This window comes from Synechococcus sp. UW69, assembly GCF_900474185.1.
Lineage (GTDB): Bacteria > Cyanobacteriota > Cyanobacteriia > PCC-6307 > Cyanobiaceae > Parasynechococcus.
This window is the reverse complement of the sequence record NZ_UCNW01000008.1, coordinates 92,762-109,434: the sequence shown is the minus strand read 5'-3', so window position 1 is coordinate 109,434 and position 16,673 is coordinate 92,762. Positions and strand designations below refer to the sequence as shown.

21 protein-coding genes and 1 tRNA gene are annotated in these 16,673 nt (G+C 57.0%); 11 read left to right on the top strand and 11 right to left on the bottom strand.

Annotated features, from left to right (window positions below; all coding sequences use genetic code 11):
• Nucleotides 1-50 precede the first annotated feature (50 nt).
• Nucleotides 51-998, bottom strand: a complete 948-nt coding sequence (locus DXY29_RS04240) for an SDR family NAD(P)-dependent oxidoreductase (RefSeq protein ID WP_115023238.1) — start codon at nucleotides 996-998, stop codon at nucleotides 51-53.
• Nucleotides 985-1,890, bottom strand: a complete 906-nt coding sequence (locus tag DXY29_RS04235; RefSeq protein WP_244279308.1) for an SdiA-regulated domain-containing protein — start codon at nucleotides 1,888-1,890, stop codon at nucleotides 985-987. Before DXY29_RS04235 ends, DXY29_RS04240 begins: the two co-directional genes overlap by 14 nt.
• Between DXY29_RS04235 and DXY29_RS04230 the strand changes: the two genes are divergently transcribed.
• From DXY29_RS04230 to DXY29_RS04215, 4 genes are all read left to right on the top strand, one after another.
• Nucleotides 1,885-2,427, top strand: coding sequence for a TIGR00730 family Rossman fold protein (locus DXY29_RS04230; RefSeq protein WP_115023237.1), 543 nt, complete (start codon nucleotides 1,885-1,887; stop codon nucleotides 2,425-2,427). The two genes, DXY29_RS04235 and DXY29_RS04230, sit on opposite strands and share 6 nt — an antisense overlap.
• Nucleotides 2,427-3,122, top strand: a complete 696-nt coding sequence (locus DXY29_RS04225) for an SDR family NAD(P)-dependent oxidoreductase (RefSeq protein WP_115023235.1) — start codon at nucleotides 2,427-2,429, stop codon at nucleotides 3,120-3,122. Before DXY29_RS04230 ends, DXY29_RS04225 begins: the two co-directional genes overlap by 1 nt.
• A 67-nt stretch (nucleotides 3,123-3,189) precedes the next feature.
• Nucleotides 3,190-3,477 carry a hypothetical protein gene (locus DXY29_RS04220; protein WP_115023232.1) on the top strand — a complete coding sequence of 96 codons (288 nt, stop codon included), beginning with the start codon at nucleotides 3,190-3,192 and terminating at the stop codon, nucleotides 3,475-3,477.
• The gene (locus DXY29_RS04215) at nucleotides 3,474-3,956 is read left to right on the top strand and encodes an HIT family protein (RefSeq protein WP_244279307.1); all 483 of its coding nucleotides are present in this window, start codon (nucleotides 3,474-3,476) and stop codon (nucleotides 3,954-3,956) included. Before DXY29_RS04220 ends, DXY29_RS04215 begins: the two co-directional genes overlap by 4 nt.
• Here the strand turns inward: DXY29_RS04215 and DXY29_RS04210 are convergent.
• Nucleotides 3,940-4,341, bottom strand: a complete 402-nt coding sequence (locus DXY29_RS04210; protein ID WP_244279306.1) for a hypothetical protein — start codon at nucleotides 4,339-4,341, stop codon at nucleotides 3,940-3,942. The genes DXY29_RS04215 and DXY29_RS04210 overlap by 17 nt on opposite strands.
• Before the next feature lie 17 nt (nucleotides 4,342-4,358).
• Entirely contained in the window at nucleotides 4,359-4,595 is a 237-nt protein-coding gene (locus DXY29_RS04205) for a hypothetical protein (RefSeq protein ID WP_115023229.1), read from the bottom strand.
• A 752-nt stretch (nucleotides 4,596-5,347) separates the two neighbouring features.
• On the opposite strand from DXY29_RS04205, the gene DXY29_RS04200 reads away from it, so the two are divergent.
• Nucleotides 5,348-5,734, top strand: coding sequence for a hypothetical protein (locus DXY29_RS04200; RefSeq protein ID WP_115023227.1), 387 nt, complete (start codon nucleotides 5,348-5,350; stop codon nucleotides 5,732-5,734).
• 766 nt (nucleotides 5,735-6,500) lie between these two features.
• Here the strand turns inward: DXY29_RS04200 and DXY29_RS04195 are convergent.
• The 4 genes from DXY29_RS04195 to nrdJ form a co-directional block, all read right to left on the bottom strand.
• Nucleotides 6,501-6,755, bottom strand: coding sequence for a hypothetical protein (locus DXY29_RS04195; RefSeq protein WP_244279305.1), 255 nt, complete (start codon nucleotides 6,753-6,755; stop codon nucleotides 6,501-6,503).
• Between the two features lie 121 nt (nucleotides 6,756-6,876).
• Nucleotides 6,877-7,173: a DUF3104 domain-containing protein gene (locus tag DXY29_RS04190; protein ID WP_115023226.1), complete on the bottom strand. Its 297-nt coding sequence runs from the start codon at nucleotides 7,171-7,173 to the stop codon at nucleotides 6,877-6,879.
• 209 nt (nucleotides 7,174-7,382) lie between these two features.
• A tRNA-Ser gene (locus DXY29_RS04185) sits at nucleotides 7,383-7,469 on the bottom strand.
• Nucleotides 7,470-7,527: 58 nt separating this feature from the next.
• Nucleotides 7,528-9,858, bottom strand: coding sequence for a ribonucleoside-triphosphate reductase, adenosylcobalamin-dependent (gene nrdJ / locus DXY29_RS04180; RefSeq protein ID WP_115023224.1), 2,331 nt, complete (start codon nucleotides 9,856-9,858; stop codon nucleotides 7,528-7,530).
• Nucleotides 9,859-9,976: 118 nt separating this feature from the next.
• Between nrdJ and DXY29_RS04175 the strand changes: the two genes are divergently transcribed.
• From DXY29_RS04175 to DXY29_RS04160, 4 genes are all read left to right on the top strand, one after another.
• The gene (locus DXY29_RS04175) at nucleotides 9,977-10,654 is read left to right on the top strand and encodes a class I SAM-dependent methyltransferase (RefSeq protein ID WP_115023222.1); all 678 of its coding nucleotides are present in this window, start codon (nucleotides 9,977-9,979) and stop codon (nucleotides 10,652-10,654) included.
• Between the two features lie 9 nt (nucleotides 10,655-10,663).
• A complete protein-coding gene (locus DXY29_RS04170) occupies nucleotides 10,664-12,310 on the top strand; it encodes a peptide chain release factor 3 (protein ID WP_115023221.1) in 1,647 nt (548 codons plus the stop codon).
• A gap of 72 nt (nucleotides 12,311-12,382) precedes the next feature.
• Nucleotides 12,383-12,616, top strand: a complete 234-nt coding sequence (locus DXY29_RS04165) for a hypothetical protein (protein WP_115023219.1) — start codon at nucleotides 12,383-12,385, stop codon at nucleotides 12,614-12,616.
• A gap of 41 nt (nucleotides 12,617-12,657) precedes the next feature.
• Nucleotides 12,658-13,353 carry a CPP1-like family protein gene (locus tag DXY29_RS04160; RefSeq protein WP_115023217.1) on the top strand — a complete coding sequence of 232 codons (696 nt, stop codon included), beginning with the start codon at nucleotides 12,658-12,660 and terminating at the stop codon, nucleotides 13,351-13,353.
• 3 nt (nucleotides 13,354-13,356) lie between these two features.
• On the opposite strand, the gene hslO is transcribed toward DXY29_RS04160, so the two are convergent.
• Entirely contained in the window at nucleotides 13,357-14,274 is a 918-nt protein-coding gene (hslO, locus tag DXY29_RS04155) for an Hsp33 family molecular chaperone HslO (protein WP_115023216.1), read from the bottom strand.
• A gap of 14 nt (nucleotides 14,275-14,288) precedes the next feature.
• Nucleotides 14,289-14,927, bottom strand: a complete 639-nt coding sequence (locus DXY29_RS04150; RefSeq protein WP_115023214.1) for an ABC transporter ATP-binding protein — start codon at nucleotides 14,925-14,927, stop codon at nucleotides 14,289-14,291.
• Between the two features lie 41 nt (nucleotides 14,928-14,968).
• On the opposite strand from DXY29_RS04150, the gene DXY29_RS04145 reads away from it, so the two are divergent.
• Together DXY29_RS04145 and DXY29_RS04140 are read left to right on the top strand one after the other, a co-directional pair.
• Complete coding sequence (locus DXY29_RS04145) at nucleotides 14,969-15,418, top strand: DUF3531 family protein (protein WP_115023212.1); 450 nt, start codon at nucleotides 14,969-14,971, stop codon at nucleotides 15,416-15,418.
• Entirely contained in the window at nucleotides 15,411-16,142 is a 732-nt protein-coding gene (locus DXY29_RS04140) for a 16S rRNA (uracil(1498)-N(3))-methyltransferase (RefSeq protein WP_115023210.1), read from the top strand. Before DXY29_RS04145 ends, DXY29_RS04140 begins: the two co-directional genes overlap by 8 nt.
• On the opposite strand, the gene DXY29_RS04135 is transcribed toward DXY29_RS04140, so the two are convergent.
• Nucleotides 16,132-16,614 (bottom strand): hypothetical protein, encoded by a 483-nt coding sequence (locus DXY29_RS04135; protein ID WP_115023208.1) that lies wholly within the window; start codon nucleotides 16,612-16,614, stop codon nucleotides 16,132-16,134. The genes DXY29_RS04140 and DXY29_RS04135 overlap by 11 nt on opposite strands.
• Nucleotides 16,615-16,673 lie beyond the last annotated feature (59 nt).

The following is a 16,673-nucleotide window of genomic DNA, read 5'->3' as shown; positions in this document are numbered from 1 at the left end:
ATCAGTACTTCTGTTGTCTGTGTGTCTTTCTATGGGGCTGAACAACAGTTTTATGTTGAAAGCGTCGCCTTGATCAGTTTGGACGACAGCGTCCAGAGAGTCGTCGCTTTGCTGCTGTCGGATGCTTCTTCGGAAGGTTCAGTTGGGCTGAATTGATGTCGTCCAGGCCCCAGCAGCCCGTTGCTCCAGTAGGTGAATCCAGGCTGGTTGAGCTCTTCGTCGATGAGTTGCACCAAAAGACCTCCGGCCTGTTCAACGCTTTCCGTCAATCTCAATAGATCTCGGGCGACAAATCCAAACAAGGCCTGCCCCATGGGATTGGCTTGGCGACTGTTTCTGAAAAAACCGTCTGATGTCCGAGGAATTACCAGTCCTGGACTCCATGCCATCACGGGGACTCCAGGACTTTGACGATGAATCTCCTGGGCCATCAGCAGATTGCAGAGCTTGCTGTCCTTGTAGGCCTTATCAGCATTGAAAGGGCTTATGCCGTCCACCATGGCCGCCCCTGGCCCCTGGTGAATGCCCTCCATCGTGCCGAGTCCTGCAGGTTGGCCAACCCGCCCACCTCCAGTGGATGGGTTGTGCACCTCAGAGGCGGTGATGACGATGGCTCGGGCGTGCTCCTTCAATCTTTCAACCAGGAGTTGATGGGCCAAATGGTTCACCGCAAAGGTGAGTTCAATGCCTTGTTGACTCCAACGGGGGGAACGATGTCCGGCGTATTGCAACCCCGCATTGAGCACCATCGCATCAAATGTTGTTTGGCTCTGACGGAGGTGGTCGATCGCCTTCGCGACGGACCCAAGGTCTGCCAGATCTGCAACACAGGTCTGAACAGATCCAGACAACGCTGCTTGGGTTTGACCGGCCCGTTCTGCATTACGACAAAGGATGGTCAGCTCATCTCCACGGGCCAGCAGGATCTTTGCCGCTTCAAGCCCGATCCCGCTGCTTGCACCAGTGATCAGGACTCTGCGCTGCTCAGCTGTCGTCATGGACTTTGAACACGTAGAGATCAGCGTCACGATCGCTCACCACATACATCCTGTTCCGTTGCGGATCGAAGGCAATGCCCTCGGGTTTGCGGATCTGCCTTTCCTTGGCTCCAGTGCTGATGGTGAGATCAAGGCGCTGAAGAACAACATCACGTGTCCAGTCGTATTGGAACAGGCACTGACCTTTGTCGCTGGCAATCCAGATCGTGTCATTCCTGCTGTCGTAACTCAGCCCGGAAAAATCAATCTTGTCGGACTTGAGCCTGGGGTGAGTGAACCCTTGGCCTGCTTGCAGCACCCTCGTTGAAAGAATGGTTGTGAGAGCGGGGTCGAGTTCGATCAACAGACCTGGTCGTTGCTCCTTGACGACAAACACGTGGTCGTTGCTGGTGTTTACGGTGATTCCCTCTAACCCATTGTTGTCTGGAGGATCTGGGAAATAGGCCGCGATGGTGTCGTAGTTGCGCATGGCTGACAGGGGGCGGCGAGAGCGTTCACGCCGGGTGTAGAGATCCACCACCACGAGTGAATTTGTCGCCTCCTGCACCACAAGCAGTTCACTTTCGTCGTTGCGGATAGCAATCCCCTCCAGGTCGTCGAGGCCGATGAAGAACGAGTCGGCGACCGCAACCCTTCCCTTGAGGTCAAGGCGGAAAATCGCCTTGGTGTCATCACTGACGGTGTAGAGCGCTGATCCATCAAGGTTCAATGTCAGCCCGGAAGGTTCATTGAGGCCGAGCCTTGGGTCACGAATCCGGTGATGGCTCAGCAGTTCAAGGCGAGACGAGGTCATGGTCACAAGGTGCCATTGGTAGCGATTGTCTGCATTGATGTCGCTTCTGCCAGCCACTGCAGGAGAAGATGGACGGATCACGGCAAGGGCGTCATGCATCGGATCGCTGTGTATTGCGGCTCTCGGAGTGGAGAGTCTCTCTTGTTCCAGACTGCCGCCAATGAGTTGGGCGCCTTGCTTGCCTCCAAAGGCATCGCCCTGGTTTACGGCGGAGCTCGGATTGGCTTGATGGGTGCTGTTGCTGATGCCGCTCTGGCCTCGGGTGGTGAGGTGATCGGGGTGATCCCTGAGCCGTTGATGCTCGATGAGGTCGTGCATACCGGCTTGACCCGTCTGGATGTTGTGGGCTCGATGCATGAGCGCAAAGCGCGGATGATTGAGTTGGCTGATGCGGTAATTGCAATGCCCGGTGGTCTTGGAACGCTCGAGGAGTTGTTTGAGGCACTGACATGGGCTCAGCTTCGTTTTCATGCCAAACCGATCGGCATGCTCAATGTGAATGGCTACTTCGACGCTTTGCTGAGATTTCTGGATGACTGCGTCTCGACAGGATTCATGACGATGCCAAATCGAGCGCTCCTGGTGGATGCATCGACGCCACAATCTCTTCTCAATCAACTCTTGAACGTGACCTGATGCAACGCACTGTCTTGCTCACCGGAGCCAGTCGGGGTATCGGTCGGTCCATTGCGAAGCGGCTCCTTGATGAGGGGCATCGTCTCAGCCTCGGCTTGCGAGATCCAGATTCACTTAGGGGAGCCGAACTTGATGTCGACCGTGTTGCCCATCACCCCTACGACGCCAGGGACCCCGCGAGTGCTGAAGCCTGGGTGGAGGCCACCATTCACCAGTGGGGACAGATCGACACCCTGATTCATTGTGCTGGAATTTTGCGTCGCACCCCGCTGCTGTTTGCCAATGGCGAAGAGCGCGACCTGGATGAACTCTGGTCCGTCAATGTGATGGGACCCTGGTGGCTGACTCGCGCCGCCTGGCCATCCTTGGCGTCCTGTGGCCATGGGCGGATTCAGGTTCTGGTCTCGATGAGTGGCAAGCGCGTCAAGGGGCGTATGGCGGGATACCCCGTCAGCAAATACGCCTTGATGGCGCTTTGTCAGAGCATGCGCAATGAAGGCTGGGACCAGGGGATTCGCGTGACCGCGATCTGCCCCAGTTGGGTTAACACCGACATGGCTCGTGCGGTGACGGCGGTGCAACCGGCAGAAATGACCCAACCCGGTGACCTGGCGATGCTTTCCAGCACCCTCCTGTCGCTGCCGGATGCTTCGGTTCCATTCGAGTTAGCGATGAATTGTTCCTTCGAAACCTGAATCTTCTGGTGACGAGGCTTTCCTGCTCCGGTGACGGCGCTATGGATGACTCAGCGTCTTTACCGCGATGTGTCTTCTGGCAGCGATTGGCTTGCTTGCCCCACGCCTGGTCTTGGTGTTGATGTGGTTGATCAACAGCAGCTTCGTTCTGCAGCCATTCACTGGCACCAGTGTTCCCAATCCAGTCCTTCCCGTTCTTGGCCTGTTGTTTCTTCCCACAACAACTCTTGGGTATTGCTGGGCTGAGGCGTCGTTTGGAGGAGTCTCCTCCTTCAGTGGACTGTTGGTGGTTTTGATCGGACTCATCATTGACTTCGGCTTGATCGGCAACGGCCGTGGAGCCGTGCGCCGTTGAACCCTGCACCGTTGAACACCATCTCCGTGGAAAGCTGTGCCATTTGTCAGCTGCATGCCGACCCTGAAGCCCGACAGCGTTATGAGATTCTGCGGTCTGAGCTCTGGGTGCTGCGCCATCACCCAGACCCAGCCCCATTCTCCGGCTGGCTCTTGCTTGATTCACTACGCCACTGTTCTGGACCTGTGGATTTCTCTGAGGCGGAGGCCTCAGACTGGGGACGCGCAGTAAGAGATGCCAGTCATCTTGTGAAGCAGATCACCGGGTGCGAGCGCGTGTATGCGATCGCCTTCGGTGAAGGTGCCCAACACCTTCATCTGCATCTCATCCCTCGACACCTCGATGAACCGGCCTCCAAGGCCTGGGCCGTTGCAGACCTTTATCGCGCCATGGATTCAGGTGATCGAGCTGCATTAGATCCAGCTGCTGTGGCCTCGTTAGTTCAACGCAGTCGTTCCTTAATCACCGCTCAGAGTTGAACCGCTTGCGGGTTTTGCTGTTGTTGATGCTGTGCTTCAAGCGGCCAAGAGGCCAGCCGAGGTGTTTGAGATGAATCAAGGTGTGGGGTGAGGCTTTAAAGCAGTTATCGCTATAGCTGCCAGTGATCCCAATTTCTTTGAGGGTAAGCAGAAGCAACCGCTGCTCACGACGGGTTCCCCGACGACTAGCGAGGACGACAAAATCGCGATCGCGGATCTGTTGATCAATCGCTTCGATGTTGTCGCAATAGCCAAGGGTGAGAGTTTGATCAATGGCGCGATACGCGGTGTAGATGCGCCCCTCGGGATTGTCCTGAAGAGTTTGCACCCGTTCGCTTAGGGCAATCACTGCTTCCATGACCGGCGCCTGGAGAGCTTGTTCCATCCGTTCGATCTGCACGATCAAAGACCTCCCACAGCCAAGCGTTCATCACAGGCACCCTCGTAAGCACGGATGGCTGCGCTGGGAATAGAGCCATTGCTCTTGAGTTGGCGCACTGAGTGCTCAACGCACTGAAGCACAACACTGGTGAGTTCTCGGCCTTCGCACAGGGCCCAGCTGCGTAGCAGAACATGAAGGCTCGGTGGAACCGAGACCGTGAGCTTGACCTGGGTTTCGCGGGTGGAAGTTTTGATCATGACCCGTGTGCTGTCGAAGCAACTCAAGAGTACCTACAAGTTACCCAGAAGCAACTTCGGAGTAGCTGCAGGGTTGCTTTTGGGTTGCTCGATGGAGGCTCTGCGCTTTGTTCTGTCCTTACGGCCAAGATCGTCTCTGCGCTGTTGCGTCGTTGGGCAGGGCCGGCCCCACCCCTGTGCATCTCTGGTTCTATCAGGGCATTAATTCAATGAGCTCTTGCTGTGGGTGGATGTCAAAAGGGCGAAGAAATGAATTGTTCAGAGACATGATTGTTTCCAATATTGATGATCAGCGTCCCGCTTAGTTTGTTCGAATTACCTGAGCAACAGAGTGGTTGAATGGTTGACAGGAACTTCGTGGTTATCACTGTTGCTGTAGCAATACGTTGCTGGAAGTACGCGATTGTTATGTTCGTTGACCCAGTTATTACTGCTGTGATTGATTCTAACTGACAATGGTTGAAGCCTTGCTCTAGGGTTCATGCTCCTGTCATGAATAGTGTGAACTGTGCAATTAACCAGTTGTTTTGTTGATCGTGGAAAAGTGTTGTTCACCCTTTCAGACTCACTGCCTTGGCTTAGGCTCGCCGCAGCAAACTTTCTGTTGTCGATCGTTGAATTCGAAGCCAACTGTCTCAGATGTTTTGAGTCTGATGAGCGATCTCTGATCGTGGTTAGTTGGATGTGTTTTTAAAAGTAAATTCAACACCCTTGCGGTGTCGTCATAATGTATTGATAGTCTTGGAGACGCTATGGGTGCGGCTGCAATTCATGCTGACAAGGTGGTCAACGTCAAAATGGCCGAGTCAGAGCACACTTTGCTGAAAGCGTATTGCGCCTCGGTGAACCGCAGCATGCAAGATGTGCTGAGGGATTTCACGTTGATGGAAATCCAGAAGCAGCATTTCTGTTGTCGTCTTGTGCGCTCCTTGATGGAAGAGCATTGCGTCGATCAAGACCCCAGGGTCGAGAAACCCTGTGCTGGTTATGCCTGTTACTACTGTCGACATGCAGAAGCCTGCAAGGCCGGCGAGACAGAGTTGCTTTATATCCCCCGTCAGGAAATACGCCAACTGGTGACGGAGGAGTCGGCTTACATCTTCGACTTCGACGGAAGCAGCATCGACCGTCCGTCCTAAGCAGGCCAAGCTCACTCAAGTCTCAAGCCACGATAGATGTCTAGCTTGGCCGGAATTTCGCAATCGTTGGCTTCACTCCCATGCTCAAGCGCAGTCCTGAGTGATTGCAAGAATCGATACCGGTCCATCATTCGACATACATACTTTCTACTAAGTGCCAAAGCCTGAAAGCTGTATGGCCTGCGATTTTGTTCTGCAGAGATTTTCGTGTTGTTTTGGCACGTCAGCGAAGCCTCGCCTGCTGATGGATTGAGTCTGCCTAGTGCCTAGGCGGTCTATTTATCCGACCATGGCTAGGCCATCTAGAGGGGAATCATTCCGAGACTCGAACGGAATTTGTGAATGTCGAAAAATTGTCGCTGTCTTCAACGAAATCACACACTTTTCGGCCCATAGTGGTCATGCCAAAGCTGCTAATGGGGCTTGGAAGCCGGGCAGAGCGATGCCCGACGAGAGCTGAGATTTGACCCTTGTTTCGACTGGGGTCAAGTCCGTTCTTTGTTAAGAGATTTGGTGCTGAACTCCATATTGTCTCCACGCCTATCAATGTGAGCGCGTGGTCGAATCGCTCCGGTGGTGCATCACCGTCGACCACAAACATTTCTTTGATACTTCAACAGTATTTTCGATATACCAAGCTCCTGGACTTGGATGTCTGTTGAGGCCGTCAATGCAATGCCTGTTGTGGTGGAAGGGAGTGCTTTACTGACGCCCTGATCGAATGTTCGACGGAGTGCTGATAGCGCTGGGTTGGCCAGCACTTCCATCAACGGTGCCAGCATCGCCTGAGCGGCGGGATCACCAGAAAATCCATCACCGCATACGTGATTAGGCAGGGGAAGAAGCCCTTCTCCACCAGATCGCAAACTCGCCTTTGCGGATCCCATTCACAGAACGCCAGCTCAATCAACCAGAAGACCGCCACCTTGGCCGTAAATGACCTGAGGGCGAACCGCCATTCCGCTGCACTGAGACGCGATTCACCCAGCACAACAAACCATGCATCAGCAGGAGTCTGCAAGATCTCCTGAATTGCTGGAGATGCCAATCAGTGATCCGTCACCAGTGTGTGGATGTTAGGCACTGTCTCCCCCTTTTCAATCAGCCTCCAGCTGTTCGGAGAAGGCACGTTTCTCGTGACCTCATCCCTTGTGCTTTTCGTAAATGGGGGTGCTGGTAGGCCATCCATCCATTGACCAAATCACATCCGTCACCTCGTCGGCATTAATCCACTTGATCGCTCCTGTATCGACATCAGCCACTTGGAACAGGGACGGGATCTTGGGGTGACGAGCACTTCCCTCGCAAAAAATCACCTGGCCCATCCACCAATCACCCTGTTCGATGTGGTCACCACCAACGATCACGAAGTGCCCAGGGCAGACATAAAGGAACGGGGCGTCAGCTTTGACGGTGAGGATGCTGTGATCAACGGACATCTCTTGCTTTGCTTGCAGTACGCATGTACTCATAGCTAGGCAGCTGTCTGGTGGCAATAGCGGCTAAGTGTCCAAATTCCTTAGATCCGTGAAGTCGTCCCAGTGGGCATGGATGCTGAGCAGAGGTCGTTCGTTCTGGCGATTAATGGAATGTTGCGGATGTCCGCCAAACGCTCTCCAGCACTCGCTGGGTGCTTTGTAGTTGAAAGCGGAGAGGGTGGGATTCGAACCCACGGTGCCCGTGAAGACACGCTGGTTTTCAAGACCAGAGCCATAAACCACTCGACCACCTCTCCAGAGGGTGTCAGGTGCCTCGGAAGACACCTAACAACTCTATCGGGACGTGATGAGGTGTCAGCTCTCAGGCTTGGCCAGAGGAAGAAGACATTTGTCGGAGTCACAGCCTGCAGGGCCGGCTTCGGTTAGCTCACCCTGGTCGTAACGCTGTAGCGCCTCGAAGAAATCAATGCTGACACGACGCTTCACTACAGCGGATTGCAGCTCCTCATATGTGGCCAAATCGATTGGCTCAAAAGGCAAGCGGGGGAAAGTGGCATTGGCATCGAATCGGGCCAGGAGTGCCGCAGAGATGTAGCCCTCTCCGTTCTCCATCGCCTGATGCAGAGCCTCGGCCAAGGGTTCAATTTCGTGCTCCCTGAATTCGATCGTGGCTGAGGTGTTGTGAGCGGTGTAATGCCGTTGCACCTGCATGTAGAAATCGAATTGAGCCATGGCACTAAAGCCATTGATGTCCACGGCATCAGCTCCAGGCAGATTCGCCCAGCTAACCTCGGTCGGGATCTCCACCAACCATTCGGTGCAGCGGGGATCAAAGGGATCGTTCAGCAAACGACCGTCCTCGTCCTTGTCGGACTGTGACGGCACGACGGTGTAGCCGTAGTCCATGCAAGCCATGGCCACAGGATCGTCCTTACGGAAGGTGATCCGACGGATGAAGCGCTGAGCCTTGGGGGGATGCCAGCCAGGGGCTGCTCCGGTGAGCAGGCTCTTCGTGCCTGCAGGCTGAACGGTGGTGCAGCGGTTGGGACGACGTAGGCCCTGGCGGTCGCAGTAATCCCACACCGTTTGATTAACGATCTCTTTCCAGCGGCTCAGGTATGCGGCTTCTTGCTCCTTGAAGCGAAGGCCTTCCTCGGTCTCGGGGCGTCCGGCTTCCCACCAGCGCAGCCATTCAGATCCGAAGGCATGAACAAAGAAGTCGAACAGACCCGTGAAGCTGACACCCACGATCGGGTCCCACTCACGGCTCTGGCGATAACGCTCAACCTCGAAACGATGGTTGAGCAGACAGGCCACCGACAGGGCTCCAGCGCGGAAGGCGTCGGCCTGCCCTTCCTCATCGCTGGGGTCGATCTGGTTGAGATGCACCTCTGCGAGGTTGCAGTGGAAGTCGGCACCGAGGATTTCGCCACAGGGGTTCAGCCCATAACGGCTGAGGCGGTGCTCCAGCTCCTCGGTTCCGATGGGGCCATGGTTGTCGACCAGCCAACGACCGGCCTCTTCGCGACCTTGGTCGCAGTAAATCTCGATGAACTCACTGCGCAGTTCAGGGGTGCTGAGCAGATCGGCATTGGAGCGTGCAATGGCTTCGGGGGCGAACTGGATGGCGCCTTCCCCCGATTGGAACTGCTTGGTCACCGCCGCGTGCACCACCTCTTTGGTGGGTCGGGTGTGATAAACGCGGGTGTGATTGGCCATTCGGAGCGCATCACGCTCGGGATCGATCCGCCAGTTGCCGTCCTCGTCTTGCTGCCAGAGGTTGTCCTTGGAGGAAGCCGCGGCCAAGTCATCGGCAGCGAACTGACGCATGCCAGCACTGCGACGAATGTTGCCGGCAACGATCGTGACAGCGGCTTCGTCGATGAGTAAGCAGCACTCCACCGAAGTCAGGCGGCGTCCCTTGGCCTTGTTGAGCAGTCGGGCCACACGACCGTAGAGATCCTTCAACTTCACAGGATTGGCCATGCCGCCGAAACCTTTCAGGGTTTCCCCGACGGGGCGTACATCGCTGAGGTCCACAACGATCTGAATCGGATCGCCGTTGAAGCGTTCATCGCTGCTGAGCTCCAACATCAGCTGATAGCTGTCCACCCAGCCGCGGCGGGTGTCGCCCACCTTGATGGTCACCTTGTTGCCATCAATGCTGTGGCTGCAGGCATCCTGACGCTCGGCTGCTGGTGTAATGCCGATGTCGCTGACGCTGAGGACTTCAAGGGTGTTGCGCACCACAGGAAGCCGATCGATCAGGTGCGGCTCAATGATGGCGCCCGTACCGCAGCCCATCATCGCCAGGTCCATCATCAGACTGAAGGCTTTCCAGTCGACGAGGTTGGTGGAGGTGCAGTTGTATGAGCCGGAGAAGTTCTCGGGCTGTTCGATCCACCGGGTTCCACCGATCCACAGCCAGCGGCCTGAGGGAAGAGCTTTCTTCTCGGCTTGCATGCGTGCCAAGAGGGCAACTTCCTCGGCATTGAGGTTGCCCAGCTCACGGAGACCTTCCAGGTTCCTGCTGCCGACCTGACTCCAGCTCTCACGGCCGCCAGGGGTTTTCCGACTGTAGGTGCGGTAGAAGACCGGGTTGGCAGCTGGTGCTGTTGCGGGGAAGTCGCCGAACCCGGCGACAGGTCCCTCAGAGGTCTCCACACGGTTTGGGGTGAGAGTCACGTGCGGTGCTGGATCAAAGGACAAGTAGCGAAACCCTAACGCCACCAATGGTGGCGGCAAGGTCTCTTCACCACCATCAACAGTGTCCCGTTCAAACTGGCCTCTGAATCGGCAGCAAATGATGCAGCGGTGCTTAGAACCTGAGTTGATGAACGGTGATGCGCAGGTTCAGGCCTATGCCGCCGCTGACTTCAGTTCAGGCGATCGCGCCACTGTTGAGGGGGTCCAGCAGCTCATCGATCGCACATCACCTTTGCCGCCTCAGCCGCTGGTGGTTGATCTGGGTTGCGGACCGGGCAACATCACGCTTCGGCTTGCCGAACTCTTTCCCCATGCACGAATCATTGGCATTGATGGTGCAGAAGCCATGTTGGTCTTGGCCCGCCAACGGGCGCAGCGGCAAAGCCTGGAAATTTCGTTCATTTGTCTGACCCTCCAGGAGGTTCTGCAAGGAACTCTTCTGGGGAAGGCTGATTTGGTTGTCAGCAACAGCCTGTTGCATCACTTGCATCAACCCGACCTTCTTTGGAGGGTCAGCCGAGGTTTGGCTGCTCCTGGTTGCCGAGTTTTTCATCGAGATCTTCGGCGGCCGGCGTCGTCTGCTGAGGTCCAGCAACTGTTGTTGAAGCACCTACCGACTGCTCCACAGGTGTTGCAGCACGACTTCGCGGCCTCTCTGGCAGCGGCCTTCGAACCTCAGGAGGTCACCGCGGAGCTCCGCACGGTGGGTCTCGACCAGTTGGCGGTGGCCGCGGAGGACGACCGTTATCTGGTGGTGTCAGGCTTAGTGGGTTGAACCAAGCCGATGAGCGGAAGCCTGACGACAACGGACGGGGATCTGACGGAGGAGCTCGCTTCAGCGGTGGATCGCCGTCGCAACTTTGCAATCATTTCCCACCCTGACGCGGGAAAAACCACACTCACCGAGAAATTGCTGCTCTATGGCGGTGCCATTCAGCAGGCCGGTGCCGTGAAAGCGCGGGGTGAACAGCGCAAGGTGACCTCCGACTGGATGGAACTGGAGAAACAACGCGGGATCTCCATCACCTCAACGGTGCTTCAGTTCGATTACGACGCCACCACCATCAATCTCCTGGATACCCCAGGTCACCAAGATTTTTCTGAAGACACCTATCGCACCCTGGCTGCGGCAGATAACGCCGTGATGCTTGAGGATGCTGCCAAAGGTCTCGAGCCTCAGACCCGGAAGTTGTTCGAGGTCTGCCGCATGCGTCAGATCCCGATCTTCACCTTCATCAACAAGATGGACCGACCGGGTCGGGAACCGCTCACCCTGCTCGATGAGATTGAGTCGGAGTTAGGTCTGACACCCTGGGCCGTGAACTGGCCCATCGGCAGTGGGGAACAATTTCGCGGTGTGATCGACCGTCGCAGCCGTGAGGTTGTTCTGTTCACTCGCGCTGAGCGAGGTAAACAGGCCAGCGAGCAACGCCTTTCTTTGGAGGATCCAGAACTGCGGGAGCTGGTGGAAGCCGAGCTCCTGGACCTGGCCATTGAAGAGATGGAATTGCTGGATGCGGCTGGAGCCGAGCTTGATATCGAGATGGTGCATGCCGGTGAGCTCACTCCGGTGTTCTTTGGCTCAGCCATGACCAACTTTGGGGTTCGCCCTTTCCTGGATGCCTTTCTCGAGATGGCGCAACGACCCATCGCCCGATCCAGCAGCGATGGCCTGGTGGATCCGCTGCGGGAGGGTTTCAGCGGCTTCGTGTTCAAGCTCCAGGCCAACATGGACCCTAGGCATCGCGACCGTGTGGCCTTCGTCCGGGTCTGCAGTGGTCGTTTCGAAAAGGACATGACGGTGAAGCATGCCCGCACGGGCAAGGCCATTCGCCTTTCACGACCCCAAAAGCTCTTTGGTCAAGACCGAGCCGTTGTCGAGGATGCCTATCCGGGAGACGTGATCGGTCTCAACAATCCGGGCATGTTTTCCATCGGAGACACACTTTATGTGGGGTCAAAAGTCGAATATGAGGGCATTCCCTGTTTCAGTCCGGAGATTTTTAGCTGGCTGCGGAACCCCAACCCTTCGGCATTCAAAAATTTCCGTAAAGGGGTGAACGAGCTTCGGGAAGAGGGGGCGGTGCAGATCCTCTACGACACGGATGAGAGCAAGCGGGATCCGATTTTGGCCGCTGTCGGACAACTTCAACTCGAGGTTGTTCAGCACCGGCTCGAAAATGAATACGGCGTGGAAACTCGTCTGGAGCCAATGGGTTTCCAGGTCGCGCGTTGGATCAACGGCGGATGGACCGAACTCGACAAGGTGGGTCGGATTTTTAATTGCAAAACCGTCCGCGATGCCTGGAATCGTCCTGTTCTGCTGTTCAAGAACGAGTGGAATCTCAATCAACTCAAGCAGGATCATCCCGATCTTGAACTCAGCAGTGTTGCCCCTGTGGTGAGTGGAGTGGAGCCGATCAGTCTTTGACCCTTGCGACGTTGTCCGCAGTGGGTCGCCTCACCCACACCTGCGCGTCCCGCTCGCCAGAATCGTGCTGCGATGACAACTCTCGTGAGTACGTTCTGGCTGCTGAAGAACAACGCTGACGGTGGCACGGAATACGTGTGTTTTCGCGGCGATGACGAATCAGTGGAAATGCTCGAGGGGTACCACCTGCCTCCACAAATGCCGTTGATCAAGCGTCGTTCCTGGTTGAACCGCGTGGATGCCCTCAGTTGCCGCAGCCGGCTAGAGCGAAGCGAAGGTTTTCGTCACGGTGCGCCCCTGTTCTGAACGGTCCCCGATACGCTCATCTGAAGAACCGGATCGACGCGATGGCAGCCCTTGGTGAATCTGGTCCCGACGCAAGCTCGGATGATCCTTTCGTTCGTCTCGGCCTGAGTCGTGATGCTGGTTTTGAACAGGTTCAAGCAGCCAAGGTTCGATGTTTGGCCGAAGTCTCAGGAGATGATCAGGCCAGGGCAAAAATCGAGGCGGCTTATGACGCTGTTTTGATGGTCCGTCTCCGTGACCGTCAGCAGGGTCAAGTCAGCGCAGCAGCAGCGACAGCATCTGAACGGGAGGCGTCCGCAGGATCGCTGCCTTCGCTGCCTGCCCAGGTTCCGATGACCAATGTCTTTGCGAACCTCCGCAACAAGTTGCCGGATCCCTCCCAATCTCTCTCCGGCCTCAAGCCGGACTGGGCCCTCGTGGAGGGGCAGGGGCGTTCAGTGCGAATCATCGCCGGGATCATCGCCGTCGTTCTTCTGGTGATCTCTGCCGCCAGCATTCAGCTTGTCCTTGCTCTGGCCACGATCGGTGTGTTCCTCAGTCAGATCCGCCGTGGTCGTCGCCCGCTGGCATCCCTGGGATGGACATTGCTCGTGCTGAGTATTGGTTTGGCTGCAGGCTCATTGCTGAATCTGGCGCTGTCTCCCACCGCTTTCGAGCAGCTGGCGCTTAGTCCTCTTCAGATCCAAGCACTGCCGGCTGGACTCTTGCTATGGGCTGCTGCTCTTTTTCTGGCTTAAGCCTCAGGCGGCTTCCGGCAACGCATCAATCAACTCCTGCAGTTCCGCAGCACTGACGTCATAGCGGTTGCTGCAGAAATGGCAGGTCAGCTCGGCGCCTCCATCCTTGTCACGCATATCAGAGAGCTCCTGTCTGCCCAGCAGCAGTAGAGCAGCCTTGCTGCGTTCACGGCTGCAGGGGCAAAAGAAACGAAGTTCCTGACTTGCTTCGGCATCGTCGAGGGGCTTGGGATCAAGGTCGGGAAAAACATCCCGAAGAAGGTCCTCAAGCTGGTCGCCACTTTCGGCAAGCTGCTGACTGAACCCTGAAATTTCGCGGCAACGCTGTTCGATCAGCTCAACCAAGGCCGGCTCCTCTGCAGCTTTGGGAAGGATCTGAACCAGGAGCCCTCCACTGGCATGGATGCCTTGGCTGTTGATCTGTTCCCCCACAAACACGGCCGAAGGGGTTTGTTCGGAGTGCAGCAGATAGGAGGCAACATCCTCGCCAATGCCACCGCTGACCAGCTCAACCGTGCTGTTGAAGGGTTCACCCTTCCCGTCGTCACGCATGACATGGAGGTAGCCGGTGCCAGCAGCCTCCTTGAAGTTGAAGCTGAAATGGCCTGTCTCGTCCTTGATGGGATCGAGTTCAAGAGCAGGCTCTCCGACGTAGCCGCGAACAGTTCCATTGCGACCGGCATCCACCATCAAGCCTTTGATCGGTCCGTCTGAGCCAAAACGAAGATTCACCCGTGCGTGGCGAACCTTCATCGAACTGGCCAGCATCAGGCCAGCAGTCATGGCCCGTCCGAGCATCACGCTGGTCAGGAACGACAGCCCATGGCGCTCCCTTGCCTCCCGCAGGATGTTTGTTGTTGAGACCGCGACCAACCGGATACCGCCTTCAGCGGCTGTTGCGCGTACCAGCCGGTCGGCCATGTCCTCTCGGAAGCTCAGGGCAATGTAGTCATCGGTTCGAGCCGACCGCCCTGCAACCGCAGTCGCTGGCAGTCCCAGTCCTGGAAGAGTTCAGGTTCGTGGGTAACCAGGATCAGCACTTGGTCACGGGCCAGGCTGGCGAGTAAATCGAGCACGTCGCGACGGACCGACCAATCCAAGCCTGCGGTGGGTTCGTCCAGCAGCAGCACTTCAGCGCCTCGGAGCATTTGAACGGCAAGGGCGAGCCGCCGTTGTTGACCGCCGCTCAGTCGTTCCGGTGCCGTCGTGGTTCCGATTTGGCTGAGTCCGACGCGTGCCAGCACGTTGTTTTCCTGCTCATGGCCGAGTCGGCGATGCCCCAGACGCAGTTCCTGAGCGACGCTCAGACCGAGGAAATGGCGTTCCGGAAACTGGAAGACGATGCCGCAAAGCCAGCGAAGCTGCCGGCGTTTCATGGAACTGCCATTCCAGTGGATGCTGCCGGATGTTGGCGACCCCAGTCCGCTGATGATCTCCAACAGCGAGGTCTTTCCAGAACCACTGGCTCCAGCGATCAGAAGCGGTCGTCCTTTTTGCGTCTGAAAACTGACACCGTCCAGGATGCGAGCACCAGCCGTCGCGGGTGCATAGGTGATGCCTGAGAGCTCGAGCATTTGATCAGCTTGAACGATGATGTAGCTGTCGCGATGGCCCCATGGACATTCGTTTTCGTGAAGTCGATCCCTTCAATTGCTGGTTGTGGATTCGATTCTCGGAACCACCCAGTCAAGGGGAGCGGAATTATGTCGATGGTGTGTTCGATAGCTGGTATGTCATCGGACGTCTCGGTGGCTTCAATGCCGAGAACCTTCAGGTCCATGATGCAGGGGCTGATCTGAGTTGGATGACCTATGACGATGCTGCTGCTGAGTCGGCGATGCCGGCCCTGATGCACAACATGGGGCAGCTGGAGTACCAGCAGGAATGGGGACGTTGCTGGGTGGATCTCGGGACCTCGGATGGTGTCGCGATTGACGTGCTGATCAATGCGCTACGCCAGTTGGATTCCGACGTGGTGCAGCTCGAGGAGCTTGTCGTTGGTGGGATCAACGAGAATTGGCCGGTGGAAGAGCATCCCGACAGCGTTTTCCCTGCTGGTGGCTGAACGCCGCAGGCTGCTCCTGACGCCGGATCGTTTGATGGCCGGTGGCCCAGTGCTGCTCAACACCGAAGAGCAGCATTACCTCAGGCGGGTGTTGCGTTTGCGCTGTGGTGGACGGGTGGATGTCACCGATGGTCGCGGTCGTCTATCAGTCGCAAAACTGCTGGAATCCAACCTGCTTGAGATCGACCCGACCGCGGTGCACATTGAGGCGCCGCCTCAACCTCAGCTTGGTTTGGCCGTGGCCCTGATGCGGCGGGGGATGGATGAGGTGATCCGGATGGCTTGCGAGCTCGGCATTGATCGCATTCAGCCAATCCGTTGTGAGCGCTGTGTTCCCCAGGCCGAACATCGACCGGAGCGCTGGGCCTCCATCGTTCGTGAAGCTGTGGAACAGTGCGAGCGGTTGTGGATGCCACAGCTGCTTGCTGTGGAGGAGTTATCCCAATGGATGGGAGATGACCAAGGCCAGCGTCTGGTGGGTGTGACCCGTGAGATAGAACCTCCGGCGTTGAATCAATGGTTGATCCAAAAAGGCGACCCCCTTCAACTCACCTGGTTGGTGATCGGTCCGGAAGGAGGTTGGACGACCGCGGAGAAAAGATTGCTTACCGAAGCAAGCGTTCATCCCATCCAGCTGGGATCGTCGATCCTGCGAAGTTCCACAGCGGCGGTTGCGGGTGCGGTGGAACTGGTGCGTTGGCGCGATGGGCTGATCAGCTCTTGAACAGATCCTGAGCAATTCCTCGGAAGGATTTCAGAGCGGCTCCGGGACGACGGCTACGCTGGCGCAATCCGCCACCTGGGGCGAGGTTGCTGGGAGCGAAGGTTGTGTAGGTCACGGCAGGACGTGATGCGTCCGCTGCGGCGAGTTCCGCTGCGATGGCTTCCGCAGTGGTCATCCCAGATGAGGACTGCGGACGGTCTTCACCCTTGGGTTCAGCAACAGGAGCAGCCTTGGCAACAGGAGCAGCCTTGGGAGCAGGGGCGGCCTTGGGAGCAGGGGCGGCCTTGGGAGCAGCCGCAGCGGCAGCAGCAGTGGCTGTGGGCTTGGGAGCCTCCAGTGTGGTGCTGGCTACCGAGGGCTCAGGTGTTGCTTGCTTCTCCTGGGAAGCCTCTTTCTGAGGCACCTCAAGGGTGGCCGGAGCGGCGGCGTCATCCAGGGTGAGGAAAAAGCCCTTGTTTCTGTTGAACACCATCCGGTCGACCAGAGAACGAACGAAACCGATTCTCCCTCTGCCAAGCCCGAAGGCAGGAG